Raw genomic sequence first — 13,359 nt, 5'->3', positions numbered from 1 at the left:
TTCAACTCCCCACCGGCAGAAGGCCGAGTACTGTTTCTACGATGACGCTGATGATCGGGACGGCCAGCACGAGAATGAGTATTTTACCGGCAAATTCAATCTTCGAAGCGATGCTCTCCTGCCCGGCGTCTCGTACAATTTGGGAACCGAACTCCGCAATGTAGGCAATTCCGATGATTTTCAGAATGGTCTTCAAGTAGATAGACGGTATGCCGGAACGATCAGCCAGCTGCTCCAGCACCGCGATGACCGCTTCGATCTTGCCGATGACAAACAAGAAAATGAAGAGCCCCGTAAAGGCTGCCAGCAAGAAACCGAACATCGGCTTCTGTTCGCGTACGACGAGGACGAGCACCGTCGCAACTAAACCTAGCCCGACGATTTGGATGATTTCCATGTTTCGTTCACCCGCCTTGCCCGAGTAGCGTCATTGAAACAGGAAGATCGTTTTGATTTCTTGAAACAGATCGTTCAAGAGGCTCACGACCATAAATAGGACGACGACAAATCCGATCAGCGTTACCCAGTGCGCCATATCTTCTTTGCCCATCTGCTTGAGTACGGTATGGATCATCGCCGTGATAATGCCGATTCCGGCAATTTGAAAGATGGCGCTCACATCAATGTTCATTCTTCCGGCACCCCGCTACAAAATCAAAATGACGACTAGCGCGGCTGTGAGAACTCCGAGGCTCTTCCACATTTTCGAAAACCGCGCACTATCGTGCCGTGCCGCTTCTTCCTCCGACTGCAGCTGCTGCATGGCAAGCTTCAGGTTCTTAATCTGATCTTCCCTGTCGCTGATCCCAAGCGCAGAGCCGAGTCGAATCAATGCAGCTTGCTCCGGCTGCCGCATGGCCGTATGCGGCCAAAACGCGTTTGCTGCCCCTTCCCAGCTTTCGCGGAAGGTCAGCTCATCTGACTGCTCCAGCCGCCTGTTTACATCTTGGAGCAATGACGCGATCGGCTCAGGCAAGTAAGCTGCGCAGCGGCTGATGGCCTCCGGGAGCGGCGTGTACCCATACCCGATTTCGGTCTCAAGCCGTTGTAAGGCGTAGATGAGCTGCCTGATCTGGATCGGCCGCGCGGCATAGCGCGACGCTTGGAGGAAGCCGATCATCGTGCCGGCGAACAAGATTAACGCAGCGCCGATAAGCTTAACCATGGCGATCGCCTCCCTTCCACGCAGTCGGCTCTCTAGCCGCCGGCGCTCTTCCGGCCGCCGCGGCCGGGAGCACTCGGCTCATCAGGCTTCCACCATTGCGCCGAAGCTCTACGCATTGCTGGAATGCCCCGGCTGCGAGCAATCTGCCAAGAACCGGCCGGCCTCTTGCGTCCTCCAGGTCCTTGGCATGTGCTGTCGCGATCACCGTAACGCCGGCATGGCTCGCATCCAGAATGGCATCGCCATCCTCTTCGCGGCCGATCTCATCGACGATCATAATCTCCGGCGACATGGAGCGAAGCATCATCATCATCCCCTCTGCTTTCGGACAAGCATCCATCACATCGGTTCGAGGACCAACATTAAAGGTAGGAACACCTCTGACACATGCGGCGATTTCGGAGCGCTCATCCACAATGCCGACCTTGCGTCCGGGCCAGTCCATCGCAGAAGGATGTCCCCAAGTGCCGCTGCTAACCGCCCTAGCCAGATCGCGAACGAGCGTCGTCTTGCCTTGCTGAGGCGGCGCGATTACAAGCGTTGACTGCAACGAGCGTCTCTGATGGTCCAGCAGCTTCGGCAGCAGCGATGCAGCGGCGCCGATGACTTCTCTGGCAATCCGCACATTAAACGCGGCAATATCGCGGATGCCGCGAACTTGTCCATGCTCCAGCACCGTGCGCCCAGCCAGTCCGATTCGATGTCCGCCGGCTACCGTGATATAACCGCGACGCAGTTCTTCTTCCATTGCGTAGAGCGAGTGATTCGTTACACGTTCGAGCAGCTTGCGGCATGTTTCCGAAGAAGGTTTGTACGCATTCTCCGGATTCGGCTGCAGGATCCCTTGCGGGGTAACGAACCAGAAGGCTAGTCCAGTGCTGATTTCAAGCGGTCTGTTCTCTCGGATGCGAATCTCTTCTACGGCATCTTTCAGCCGCTCCGGTATTCGTCCGAGCACCTCTGTAAGCTCGGAAGGCAGCAAATGCTGCACTTTTTTGAGCATCCGGCATCCCTCCCGGCTCTTCGTTTCTACTAGATTGATAGAGTGAGTGATGAGTGATTGTCCATCTTTGTATCCCATTCTATTCCGCAAGGCCGCGTAATATGACTAGATTCCCCGCTATATTGAACCTCTGCATAATCCTTCTTGTTTCATTTCTTGAGCACACCGATCAGAATGCAAGCGACCCCGCAAACGATCCAGAGCATTTTAGCAAACGATATTTTATCCGAGAGACCTACGAGGCCGATCATTGTCGTCGAGATAAGCACGAACGGCCCTACAAGTGCAAGTGATGAGTTCACAACGAGCGCTTTATCAATTTGGTTCAGACGCAGCATCAGCAGTGCGGCCATGATCTCCAGCGAGCCGGAGAACATGCGGATCGATGCCATACTAAGCACGATTTTGTTAAGCATCTCTATCGCCTCTTTCCCTAGTGAACATGAGCGCGCAGCACGTATTGCTAGAACGCCCGGCTCTTCTACAGCCTATGCATGCCTGTCTCTCTTTCATTCTCACAACTTTGGCAAACTACGAATAAGAGGCACATTCCCCCTCGCACACGCTCTGGGCTCCCTGCATATATTGCTGTGGAAAAGAAACGATTGCGAGGAGATATCATGAGATCTATTACACAGGCTACTTGGCCTTCGGCCTTACACGATCCAAGCGGCCAGCGTGAGGTCGCCAAGAATGCGCACCGGACTTCCGGACGCGGCAAAACCATGGTCATTGACAAAGGACTCGGACGTCATGCGTTCTCAGATCTGCTCGAAACAGCAGCGGGTTACATCGATTGCATCAAGCTGGGCTTTGGTACAGCTCCCCTCTATCCAACCGATCTGCTCCTGAGCAAGATCGAGCTGGCTAAGCGGTGCGGACTTACGATCATGCCCGGTGGAACGCTGCTTGAGACGGCCGTTCAACAGGATGTTGTACCTGCTTTCTTCCGAACGGTGTGCCGACTCGGATTTAATGGAATCGAGGTTTCCGATGGCACCATCGAGCTCAGCCGCAAGCTCCGTACGGAGCTCATTAAAGAAGGTCTTGCCAATGGTCTGAATGTCGTTACCGAATACGGCAAGAAACTGTCCGGGTCACTTGTGGACGCCCAAGAATTAGTTGTAACGGCCGAGGCAGACTGGCAGGCCGGTGCCGCATTGGTCACGATTGAAGCCAGAGAATCGGGGATGGACGTGGGATTATTCGATCGTAACGGCGATTGCTCTCAAAGTGTGCTGGAAGCTGTCAGCCACTCCCTGGGCGATATTTCTCGCATCATGTGGGAAACGCCTTTGAAACAGCAGCAAGTTCTGCTCCTGCAAACGTTCGGCTCAGAAGTGAATTTAGGCAATATTCAACCTACGGAAGTGATGGCGCTGGAGACGATGCGTCGCGGACTCCGCTCAGATACGTTTCATTTCGGCGCTCGCGTTGAGCCCTTTATTTATATGATTTAAGGAAGCTTGGGAAGGATGTTGTTTCACGTATGCATATCGAAGTGATTTCCAACGTCAACGAAGCGCAATCCGAACGCTTCACGCATCGGACGGCTATCGTCATTGATGTGCTGCGCGCTACGAGTACGATCGTTGCAGCGTTGGAAGCCGGAGCAGCCGGCATTGTGCCTGTCGAAACCGTTCTCGAAGCGAGAGCGCTGCAAAGCAGCGGCAATTTAATCGCAGGCGAACGCTTCTGCCGCAAAATTCCCGGCTTTGATCTGGGAAACTCCCCGGAGGAGTTTACGACAGACAACGTACTCGGCCGCCGAATTGTATTAACGACAACGAATGGCACGCGTGCCATTCATAAAGCGATGCGAGCCGACCATGTGCTTGTCGGTTCCCTCAATAATGCGGCAGCCTGTGCGCGTACGGCGCTGGAGCTGCGCCGCGATATTGTGCTGCTGTGCGCCGGAAGCCACGATGAATTCGCACTTGAGGACGGCTTATGCGCCGGCTTGCTTATTAGCGAGCTACAGCAGCTCAGCCCTGCTCCGCTTGAGATGAACGATATCGGCTCTGCGATGCTCGGACTCTATAGGAGCGCCGGAGGCAAGATTCATGAGCTGCTTCAATCGTGCACGACAGGGAAACGGCTGAACAAGAACGGCAGCGGTCGGGATATTGAGCGCTGCAGCCTAGTCAATATCAGCGGGATCGTACCAAGAATGCAAGGCGATATGCTCGTCCAGGGCTGAGCAAGGCGGATCTGACATAACCGGGAGGCTTGTTCCATACAATGGAGTATGGGCGCCCGCGCGTGAGGCGCGAAGGCGGTGACATACGGATTGAAGGAGTCTACAAGCATGAGCGGGGAAGTAGTTCTTGTTCTTCTGATTGTAATCGGCTTAATCGGCCGTTCGCCGATTATTTCAACCGCAGCCTGCGTGCTGCTGATCGTCAAGCTCGTCCATTTGGATCGATTTCTCCCTACGATCGAACGCCGGGGACTCGAGCTTGGTTTGTTATTTCTGACGTTCAGCGTTCTCGTCCCATTCGCTTCCGAGCGGATCAATTCCAAGGACATGATGAATGTCATCACCTCTTGGCCAGGCATATTGGCACTGACCGGAGGCGCAATCGCCACCTATGTGAACGGTAAAGGCCTTGAAATGCTAAAGTTTGATCCTCAGCTCATCGTAGGCCTTGTGGTCGGATCCATAATTGGTATTGTGTTTCTACGCGGCATACCGGTTGGTCCCCTGATGGCCGCCGGAATAACGGCGATCTTGTTTAAGCTATTCAGCTTTATTGCTGATCGTTTCTAAGCGAGAAGCCCGGCTCGGCAGCAAAAAGGACAGCAGCGCTCCATGGCGCTGCTGTCCTTTGTTCTATCTCTCTAAACTCTTAACGTCTGTCTTGTGGTCCGCCAACAAATACTTGCTCAGCGGTGTCAAGTCCGTATGCCGTATGAAGCGCACGGATAACATCATGAACCGTATCGGCAGCAATAACAACCGATAAACGAATCTCGGATGTCGAAACCAGCTTGATGCTGATGCCCAGCTCGTAGATCGCTGCGAACATTTTCGCGGCAACACCAGGGTTGCTTACCATGCCTGCGCCAACGATGGAGACTTTAACGAGATCAACTTCGGAGGTGACTTCACGGTAAGGCACTTCGCTGCGGATGCTTTCTACGACTGCGATTGCTCTATCTTTATCGTTCAGGGAAACCGTGAATGCAAAGTCTGCTTTGCCGTCTTGGGTGCCGCTTTGAACGATGATATCGACGTCAATGCCGCTAGAAGCAAGCGCGCCGAACACTTTAGCAAGTACGCCCGGAATATCTTCTACACCCAGAATACTGATTCGTGCTACGTTTTTGTCATAGGCGATGCCGCGAACGACCATCCCTTGTTCCATGACCGCTTCCTCCTTCACACTCGTGCCTTCATTTTGCGTAAAGCTAGAACGAACTACAAGACGTACGTTATAATTCTTGGCATATTCTACTGCTCGCGGATGAAGAACTGCTGCACCTAAGTTAGCAAGCTCGAGCATTTCGTCGTACGAAATCTCATCCAATTTACGAGCGCATTTGACTACCCGCGGATCTGTCGAGTAGATCCCGTCAACATCCGTGTAAATTTCGCAAACATCCGCTTTGATGGCAGCAGCCAGCGCTACAGCCGTTGTATCGGAACCGCCACGGCCCAGTGTCGTGATTTCGCCTGCAGAAGTGGAACCCTGGAAGCCTGCAACAATAACCGTGTACCCATTGTCCAATGCAGCAAAAATACGATCCGGCTGAATATCCGTAATCCGTGCTTTCGCATGTACCGCTTCTGTCTCAATCCCTGCTTGCCAGCCTGTAAATGACATTGCCTTATGCCCGATTGCATCAATGGCCATCGAAAGCAGCGCAACCGATATTTGTTCGCCTACCGTCAGCAGCATATCCATTTCACGTGCGGGCGGGTTCGCGTTTAGCAGCTTGGATTGATCGATTAGATCGTCGGTTGTATCTCCCATAGCGGAGACGACTACTACAACCTTATGACCGGCTTCCTTATAATCGGCGATTCGCCTTGCAACCCGTTGCATCCGCTCTGTTGAGCCGACGGAGCTGCCGCCGAACTTCATTACTATCAACGACACTTCTGATCCACTCCCAACGCAGTTCTAAGTGTAAAGTCTAATGTTCTTCATAAAACAAGATTATATCATATGTGCGTAAGTTTGAATATGACAAAAAAGCCGTTCGGCGCGATGTCCGGACGGCTTTGCTGCTGGTTCTTATTGATCTTTAGAGCGGGAGATGTATTTGCCATCGCGTGTATCGATAAGCAGTACATCGCCTTCGTTAATGAAGAGAGGAACTTGAACGTTAAGGCCTGTTTCACAAGTTGCGTTCTTCGTAGCGCCTTGCGCTGTGTTACCTTTAACGCCAGGTTCTGTTTCAGTAACCTTCAAGTCAACCGTGTTCGGCAATTGGATACCGATGATTTCTGTATTGTAGCTGGAGATGTTAACCGTCATGTTTTCTTTCAGGAAGTTAATTTCCCATTCCAGCTGCTTCTTATCCAGCGTGAATTGGTCATAAGTTTCGTTATCCATGAAAGAATACTCGGCACCGGAGTTGTACAGGTATTGAACCGCACGGTTCTCGATGTTTGCTTTACCGATGTTCTCGCCAGCGCGGAACGTTCTTTCCACGGTGTTGCCGTTTCTGAGGTTCTTCAGCTTCGAGCGAACGAATGCTGCGCCTTTACCCGGTTTAACGTGTTGAAAATCAATTACTGTGAAGATATCGCCCTCTACCTCAACGGTTAGGCCTGTTTTAAAATCATTAACTGAAATCACTGCAATTCCTCCTGTACTTTAATAGGGAGTTTGATGGATTCAAACTCTCACTTTAAATGGTAATAAGGTGTTTGACGCACCTCTTCTTTTATAAAACTCACGCCAAAGTGAACAATGTCTTCGGGGATGAGGTTAATAACGCATTTCCATCAGCGGTGATGACAATATCGTCTTCGATCCGAACGCCGCCGAAACCCGGAATGTAAATGCCCGGCTCCACCGTAACGGTCATACCCGGTTCCAGAACGGTAGTTCCGCCTACCGACAAACGAGGCGACTCGTGAATTTCCATTCCAAAGCCGTGACCCGTTCCATGTCCGAATTTGTCGCCGTAGCCATGACGCGTAATAATGTCGCGCGCCAATGCGTCCGCTTCACGTCCGGTCATGCCCGGTTTAATGCCTGCCAATGCAGCAAGCTGTGCTTCTAATACAATGTCATAGATCTCACGATGACGGTCAGTAGGTTTCCCTACCACGATCGTTCTCGTAAGGTCGGAGCAATAACCGTTATATAAAGCGCCAAAATCAAGCTTCACAAACTCATTATTGCCAATTACTCGGTCACTTGCAACACCATGCGGCAGTGCAGAACGTTCCCCTGATGCTACGATGGTATCGAATGAAGAGGATGTTGCGCCTCTGCTGCGCATAAACATCTCCATTTCAAGCGCTACTTCGCGTTCACGCAGACCCGGCTTGATAAAGCCAAGAATATGGTTGAACGTTTCATCTGCAAGCGCGCAAGATTCGCGTATTACTGCAAGCTCTGCTTCATCCTTGAACAGTCGCAAATCCTCAATGACACCGGAAGCCGGCGTCAATTCAATTGCAGTGCCAAGCGCTTCGTTCCAAGCCGTGTAGCTGCTGAATACGACGTGATCCTGTTCGAAAGCAAGCTTGCGAACTCCCGCGGAAGCGGCCAGATCCTTTACCGTATCAATCCACCTCGGTCCATGCTCGACAACCGTAAAGTCCGTTGCTTGCTCTGGAGCCTGTGTCATATAACGGAAATCAGTCAACAGCCAACTGTCTGAAGCGGTGATGAGCAGCACGCCTGATGAGCCTGTAAATCCACTTATGTACCGACGGTTAACGGCACTCGTTACGAGAATGGCATCCACCTGCAGGGCAGGCAGTTTATCGCGTAAACCGGCTAATCGTTTAGATGTCATGGAATCACCCTTTTTCATTATGCTGCTGTAAATGTTGAACCAGTGCGTTCAAGCCAAGCACATAGCTCTGTGCGCCAAATCCGGCAATTTGACCGATGGCGACAGGCGCGATAACCGAAACATGGCGGAATGCTTCACGTTTATGAATATTCGAGATATGTACCTCTACTACAGGCAAGCCTACGCTGCTGATTGCATCGCGAATCGCATAGCTGTAATGAGTAAAAGCTCCCGGATTCATGACGATTCCATCCGCTTGGCCAAATGCTTCATGAATGCGATCAATGATCGCTCCCTCATGATTCGACTGAAAGAACGATACTTCCGCTCCAAGCGTATCTGCAGTTTCCTTCACTAACGATTCGATTGCTTGCAGCGACATCGAGCCGTAAACTCCGGGTTCCCGGATGCCGAGCATGTTCAAATTCGGCCCATTTAGTACAAGTATTCTGGTCATGGAGAGTCCTCCCGGCGCATAGATCATTAGCCATTCTATCACAAAGACCCACCATTTGAGAAGGGCTCTCCGGACCCGTGTACGGTTAGAGTGCGCCAGCCGGCTCTCTCGACGCTTCATCGGTAAATTCGAAGGCAATCGTGTAGCCGATAAACAAGCCCCATAGAGTGAAGAAACAGCCTTCCGTAATTAGCGTATCGTAGCCGATTTTGTTAACGGGATCCATCATCTGCATAGCAGGACCGATTGTCATAAACAACAGGAGCCACCAGACTAAGCCGTAGAACATCCCTGGCCATGGTCCCCCCAGCTTCCCGAGCAGGACCTTATAGATGAAGGTAGCAATAATCGAAAACACGGTGAATGCCACTATACCAGTGAAGTGCCCCCACCCTGACTTGATGAAGGTCTGCTGGAAGAAAGGCTCAATGAGAAACCCAGGCGTTACCTTTGTAAATTTAATGGCGTACAGCAGCCAGTGCAGCAAGCCCCACATCATGCCCGCATAGAACCCTAATTTCAGACAATAGCGAAACGTATTCGTATGCGGCTTACCGTTATAATCGCTTGGACTGCTTTGCTTTCTGCGTTCTGTATTTACTTTACGCATCTGTCATGCGCCTCCTTCAAAATAGCTTGATCAAGTGAGTGTTTGGCGTTAGTATGTGCAATCGTTTCTGCCGCAAATCGGAACATTCGGCATTTCAGGGAATCGATGCTACTCGCAATCAGCACGTGAATCAAGTACAATAAGGAGAGAATTCGAAATTATTCATAGACGCAAATGTCAAACTAAAGGATGGTGATTCGCCCTTGTCTCAAAGCTCGCAAAATATTTATGGCGGACAAGCCGTCATTGAAGGAGTTATGTTTGCAGGAAGACATGCAAATGTGACTGCGGTTCGTCGCAAGAATAATGAAATCATTTTCTATGAAGTACCTCGCACGACAAAACCATGGATTCAGAAGCTCAAAAAAATACCGTTGCTCCGCGGCGTAGTCGCAATTCTTGAATCAAGCGCCAAAGGATCACAGCATTTAAATTTCTCGATGGAATCGTACGCGGAAGATGAACTGGAAGAAACGAAAGACGGCGACAAACCAAGTGCAACCAAGGAGAAGAGCGGCTGGAGCCTCAGCATGATTGTCGGGGTTGCGATTGCGGGGATCTTATCCTTCGTGTTCGGTAAGCTGATCTTCACTCTTGTACCGGCACTTCTCGAACAGTTGCTCTTCGAACGAGCTTTCGAGAATATAATATTACACAACCTTATCGAAGGATTTATCAAAATCCTGCTTCTGCTCTCTTATTTATATTTCATCTCGCTCACACCGATCATCAAACGATTGTTCCAGTATCACGGCGCGGAGCATAAAGTAATAAGCGCTTACGAAGCCGGAGCGGAGCTCACGGTTTCCAATGTACAACGATTCACACGCTTGCATTACCGCTGCGGAAGCAGTTTCATCGTGTTCTCCGTATTGGTCGGCGTGATCGTATATTCGTTCTTCCACTGGGATTCCTTATGGGAACGGATTTATCTTCGCATCCTGTTGTTGCCGGTTGTCCTAGGCGCATCTTACGAAGCGCTTCGATTCACAAATGCGCTGCGCGATCTGCCTGTACTTCGTTTCCTTGGTTACCCCGGGCTATGGCTTCAGAAGCTAACGACGAAAGAGCCTACGGATGAGCAAGTGGCTGTATCGATCGCTTCCTTCAATCGTATGCTGGAGCTGGACGGCCAGGTAGCCAAAACCACACAAGCCTAATAGTAAAGATTTGGGAAGGAAGGGTGAAGGTCATGCCACGTAAAATGAGCCTTCTGTCAGTCATCATCCTAGCGCTTGTCGTCATCGGTATCATTAGCCAAACGATAAGCAATCCCTACCAGCTTATCATCCCGGTCGTCGTATTCGGTGCTATCTACCTGCTCTACAAATTCCCTCCGGGCGCCGCTGCAAGAGCGAAAGTCAAGCCGCGTTACAAGACCGGAGCGCGAAAGGACCAGCAGCAGGCAAGCAAGAGTAAAACTCGTAAGAATATGCCGTTTCGCGTGATCGAAGGCGGCAAGGATGATGACAATTTACCTAAATATCATTAACTGCAACAATTATAAGGGGCATCCCTAAGCGCCATGACTATCATGACGGCTTGGAGATGCCCCTTTGTTTTACTCGTTATTCAAGTCAGCGTGCACGGCCTTGAATGCTTCCATGCGCGATGGGTCGCGCCTGAAGTATTCGACCAGCGTTTCGATGCAGGTGATCGAATCCCAGCTCAAGTGATGTTCGATCCCTTCCACATCTTTATAAATGTTCTCGTCTTGTACCCCTATAAGTGTCAGGAACGTTTCGAGCAAATGATGCCGCTCCACGAGACGTTTGCCCATTTTCTTCCCTTTATTGGTCAGCACTAGGCCGCGGTACTTCTCATAGATCAGATAGCTGTCTTTATCCAGCTTCTGAATCATCTTCGTTACGGAAGAAGGATGAACCTCAAGTCCCTCCGCAATATCGGAGACCCTCGCGTACCCTTTCTCGTCGATCAATTTATAAATTCGTTCTAAATAATCCTCCATACTCGGAGTAGGCATTCCACTTTCCTCCATTCACCGTCATCCTGTACGATAGGACCATCCTCGCATCACTCTTAGTATCATACACCGCCCGCCATATACGCCGCAACCTGTCGCACTTAACTTTCCATGTTTGCTTTGTGACGGATTTCATCAAACTAATGCTACCTTTCGTTTGAATCCTAAGGAGGCATTACTCAACTTGAGTACAACTGTGTCTGAACGACCACCCGTAAACATACGTGTACATGACTCCTTTATTCCGGAGCTTGTTTATTTCGAGCCTGCCGCGCTTGACTACCCTAAAGGTAAGCGGATTATGGAATGGGTGAAGTCAATCGGTATTCCTTACAAAATGACGACCTCTCATAATCGAATTACCAATTTACCGGGCGAAACCGAGCTGGAACAGTATAAAATCGCGAAAAGAACGCTCGTCGTCGGCATCCGCAAAACGCTCAAATTCGATACATCCAAGCCATCGGCCGAATACGCCATCCCTATCGCAACCGGCTGCATGGGTCATTGCCATTATTGTTATCTTCAAACGACATTAGGTGCCAAGCCTTATATCCGTATTTACGTGAATACCGATGATATCATACAAGCTGCCAAGGGTTATATCGATGAACGCATACCGGAAATCACGAGGTTCGAAGCCGCTTGTACCTCCGACCCGGTCGGTCTTGAGCCGATTTCAGGCAGCTTGCGTGAGCTCATTACATTCATGGCCGGACAAGAGTACGGCAGGCTCCGCTTCGTTACGAAGTATCACTATGTAGATTCATTGCTGGATATTAAGCATAATAATCATACTCGCATTCGTTTCAGCGTGAATGCCAATTATGTCATCAAGAACTTCGAGCCGAACACCTCTAGGTTCGAACAGCGCATCGAAGCAGCTGCCAAAATCGCCAGAGCCGGCTACCCGCTCGGCTTCATCATTGCACCGATTATCTGGCATGAAGGCTGGCAAGAGGGCTATGCAGAACTCCTCTCTTCCCTTGCTGCCGCCCTTCCGAAGGATGCCTCATCAAATTTGACATTCGAGCTCATTCAGCATCGTTTCACCAAGACAGCGAAAACCGTCATCGAGAAGCGTTACCCTCGCACCAAGCTTGAGATGGACATCGAGAAGCGTAAATACAAATGGGGCCGCTGGGGACAAGGCAAATACGTATACCCCGATGAACAAGCAGAAGCGCTCCGCATGTTTATCTCGGAGCGCATCTTTGAACATTTTGAAGATGCTAAGATTGAGTACTTTACTTGATGGTTTAAACGGGAGGCTTCAGAACGAAGGGATGTGCCTGCGGCTGCTGTTGATTGGGGGTTATCTGGGAACTTCAATAAATATCCCCCTATCAAAGGCAGCACGTAAACTCTCCGGTCACAATCCCTTCGTTTCTTCCGTCCCGTTAGAAACGGTAATTGACAATACTTTTAGAATTTCAGCCAATCCGGCGTGATGGTGTTCAGCCAGATGGTGATTTTGGTCATCCGGTCGGTGAAGAGCAGGACGCCCATGAGCAGCATGACGGCGCCGCCGATCTTCATCATGATGCTGGAGTAGCGAACGATCCATCTGGTTGAGCCAATGAAGAAGGCTAGTACGAAGAAGGGGATCGCAAACCCGAGTGCATAAGCGGTCGTGAGCTGGAACCACGTTCCCGGCTCGGAAGCCGCCATTAGCAAGATGCTGGCCAGAATCGGACCTGTACACGGCGACCAGCCTGCGGAGAAGCCAATGCCGAAGATAAAGGATGCAAAATATCCGGAACGACTGGTTTTAAGCGGGATTTTCATTTCACGCAGCAATAATTTCGGCTGAATCAGTCCCATTAAGATAAGGCCCATCAGAATGATAAGTACGGCAGATAGCTGCCGAATTAACGTTTGATATTCGGAGAATAGCTCTGCGAATGCATTGGTGCCATAGCCAAGTGTATAATAGACCACCGAGAACCCTAAGATGAAGAAAAAAGTATGGGTCATCGTGCGAATTCGGACTTCCTTGCCGGGATGCTCGCTCTTCAGGTCGCTTACGGATACGCCGGTTATATAGGACAAATACGACGGGTACAACGGCAGGCAGCAAGGAGAAATAAAGGAAGCGATCCCTGCCCCGAAAGCAGCCCATATCGTTACGTCAGACATATGTACTCACCTCCATCAT

At 50.7% G+C, this 13,359-nt stretch carries 18 protein-coding genes; 6 read left to right on the top strand and 12 right to left on the bottom strand.

Features of this window, described 5'->3' with window-relative positions; genetic code table 11:
* Window position 1: 1 nt before the first annotated feature.
* From spoIIIAD to AC0YNS_RS01495, 5 genes are all read right to left on the bottom strand, one after another.
* Complete coding sequence (gene spoIIIAD / locus AC0YNS_RS01515) at window positions 2–397, bottom strand: stage III sporulation protein AD (protein WP_090976913.1); 396 nt, start codon at window positions 395–397, stop codon at window positions 2–4.
* A gap of 30 nt (window positions 398–427) precedes the next feature.
* Window positions 428–631 (bottom strand): stage III sporulation protein AC, encoded by a 204-nt coding sequence (gene spoIIIAC / locus AC0YNS_RS01510; RefSeq protein WP_090976915.1) that lies wholly within the window; start codon window positions 629–631, stop codon window positions 428–430.
* A 15-nt stretch (window positions 632–646) separates the two neighbouring features.
* Window positions 647–1,165, bottom strand: coding sequence for a stage III sporulation protein SpoIIIAB (gene spoIIIAB, locus AC0YNS_RS01505; protein ID WP_475779308.1), 519 nt, complete (start codon window positions 1,163–1,165; stop codon window positions 647–649).
* The gene (gene spoIIIAA / locus AC0YNS_RS01500) at window positions 1,158–2,168 is read right to left on the bottom strand and encodes a stage III sporulation protein AA (protein ID WP_475779307.1); all 1,011 of its coding nucleotides are present in this window, start codon (window positions 2,166–2,168) and stop codon (window positions 1,158–1,160) included. The genes spoIIIAB and spoIIIAA overlap by 8 nt, the downstream gene beginning before the upstream one ends.
* 149 nt (window positions 2,169–2,317) lie before the next feature.
* Window positions 2,318–2,584 carry a YqhV family protein gene (locus AC0YNS_RS01495; RefSeq protein WP_090976922.1) on the bottom strand — a complete coding sequence of 89 codons (267 nt, stop codon included), beginning with the start codon at window positions 2,582–2,584 and terminating at the stop codon, window positions 2,318–2,320.
* Window positions 2,585–2,788: 204 nt separating this feature from the next.
* On the opposite strand from AC0YNS_RS01495, the gene comA reads away from it, so the two are divergent.
* From comA to AC0YNS_RS01480, 3 genes are all read left to right on the top strand, one after another.
* Window positions 2,789–3,628, top strand: a complete 840-nt coding sequence (gene comA, locus AC0YNS_RS01490) for a phosphosulfolactate synthase (protein WP_475779306.1) — start codon at window positions 2,789–2,791, stop codon at window positions 3,626–3,628.
* A gap of 29 nt (window positions 3,629–3,657) precedes the next feature.
* On the top strand, window positions 3,658–4,368 hold the full coding sequence (locus tag AC0YNS_RS01485; RefSeq protein WP_475779305.1) for a 2-phosphosulfolactate phosphatase: 711 nt from the start codon (window positions 3,658–3,660) through the stop codon (window positions 4,366–4,368).
* A gap of 108 nt (window positions 4,369–4,476) precedes the next feature.
* Complete coding sequence (locus AC0YNS_RS01480; RefSeq protein WP_090976930.1) at window positions 4,477–4,938, top strand: DUF441 domain-containing protein; 462 nt, start codon at window positions 4,477–4,479, stop codon at window positions 4,936–4,938.
* A gap of 79 nt (window positions 4,939–5,017) precedes the next feature.
* Here the strand turns inward: AC0YNS_RS01480 and AC0YNS_RS01475 are convergent, their stop codons facing one another.
* The 5 genes from AC0YNS_RS01475 to AC0YNS_RS01455 all read right to left on the bottom strand — a co-directional run bounded on the left by AC0YNS_RS01475 (window position 5,018) and on the right by AC0YNS_RS01455 (window position 9,217).
* Window positions 5,018–6,271, bottom strand: coding sequence for an aspartate kinase (locus AC0YNS_RS01475; protein WP_475779304.1), 1,254 nt, complete (start codon window positions 6,269–6,271; stop codon window positions 5,018–5,020).
* 138 nt (window positions 6,272–6,409) lie between these two features.
* Window positions 6,410–6,976, bottom strand: coding sequence for an elongation factor P (efp, locus tag AC0YNS_RS01470; RefSeq protein WP_475779303.1), 567 nt, complete (start codon window positions 6,974–6,976; stop codon window positions 6,410–6,412).
* A 97-nt stretch (window positions 6,977–7,073) separates the two neighbouring features.
* The gene (locus AC0YNS_RS01465) at window positions 7,074–8,150 is read right to left on the bottom strand and encodes a M24 family metallopeptidase (protein ID WP_475779302.1); all 1,077 of its coding nucleotides are present in this window, start codon (window positions 8,148–8,150) and stop codon (window positions 7,074–7,076) included.
* Between the two features lie 4 nt (window positions 8,151–8,154).
* Window positions 8,155–8,607, bottom strand: coding sequence for a type II 3-dehydroquinate dehydratase (gene aroQ, locus AC0YNS_RS01460; protein WP_475779301.1), 453 nt, complete (start codon window positions 8,605–8,607; stop codon window positions 8,155–8,157).
* Window positions 8,608–8,692: 85 nt separating this feature from the next.
* Window positions 8,693–9,217 carry a YqhR family membrane protein gene (locus tag AC0YNS_RS01455; RefSeq protein ID WP_475779300.1) on the bottom strand — a complete coding sequence of 175 codons (525 nt, stop codon included), beginning with the start codon at window positions 9,215–9,217 and terminating at the stop codon, window positions 8,693–8,695.
* Between the two features lie 257 nt (window positions 9,218–9,474).
* Here AC0YNS_RS01455 and AC0YNS_RS01450 point away from each other — a divergent pair, with 257 nt between their 5' ends.
* Both AC0YNS_RS01450 and AC0YNS_RS01445 read left to right on the top strand, forming a co-directional pair.
* Window positions 9,475–10,377, top strand: coding sequence for a DUF1385 domain-containing protein (locus AC0YNS_RS01450; RefSeq protein WP_475780076.1), 903 nt, complete (start codon window positions 9,475–9,477; stop codon window positions 10,375–10,377).
* 32 nt (window positions 10,378–10,409) lie between these two features.
* Window positions 10,410–10,709, top strand: a complete 300-nt coding sequence (locus AC0YNS_RS01445; protein WP_475779299.1) for a hypothetical protein — start codon at window positions 10,410–10,412, stop codon at window positions 10,707–10,709.
* A 69-nt stretch (window positions 10,710–10,778) separates the two neighbouring features.
* Here AC0YNS_RS01445 and mntR read toward each other — a convergent pair whose 3' ends face one another.
* A complete protein-coding gene (mntR, locus tag AC0YNS_RS01440) occupies window positions 10,779–11,201 on the bottom strand; it encodes a transcriptional regulator MntR (RefSeq protein ID WP_090976945.1) in 423 nt (140 codons plus the stop codon).
* A 184-nt stretch (window positions 11,202–11,385) separates the two neighbouring features.
* On the opposite strand from mntR, the gene splB reads away from it, so the two are divergent.
* Window positions 11,386–12,456: a spore photoproduct lyase gene (splB, locus tag AC0YNS_RS01435; RefSeq protein ID WP_475779298.1), complete on the top strand. Its 1,071-nt coding sequence runs from the start codon at window positions 11,386–11,388 to the stop codon at window positions 12,454–12,456.
* A gap of 170 nt (window positions 12,457–12,626) precedes the next feature.
* On the opposite strand, the gene AC0YNS_RS01430 is transcribed toward splB, so the two are convergent.
* On the bottom strand, window positions 12,627–13,340 hold the full coding sequence (locus AC0YNS_RS01430; RefSeq protein WP_475779297.1) for a cytochrome c biogenesis CcdA family protein: 714 nt from the start codon (window positions 13,338–13,340) through the stop codon (window positions 12,627–12,629).
* Window positions 13,341–13,359: the final 19 nt, after the last annotated feature.

It is taken from the genome of Paenibacillus sp. J22FR21 (genome assembly GCF_056269135.1).
The sequence above is the reverse complement of the archived record's forward strand: the minus strand, read 5'-3'. Positions and strand labels throughout refer to the sequence as shown.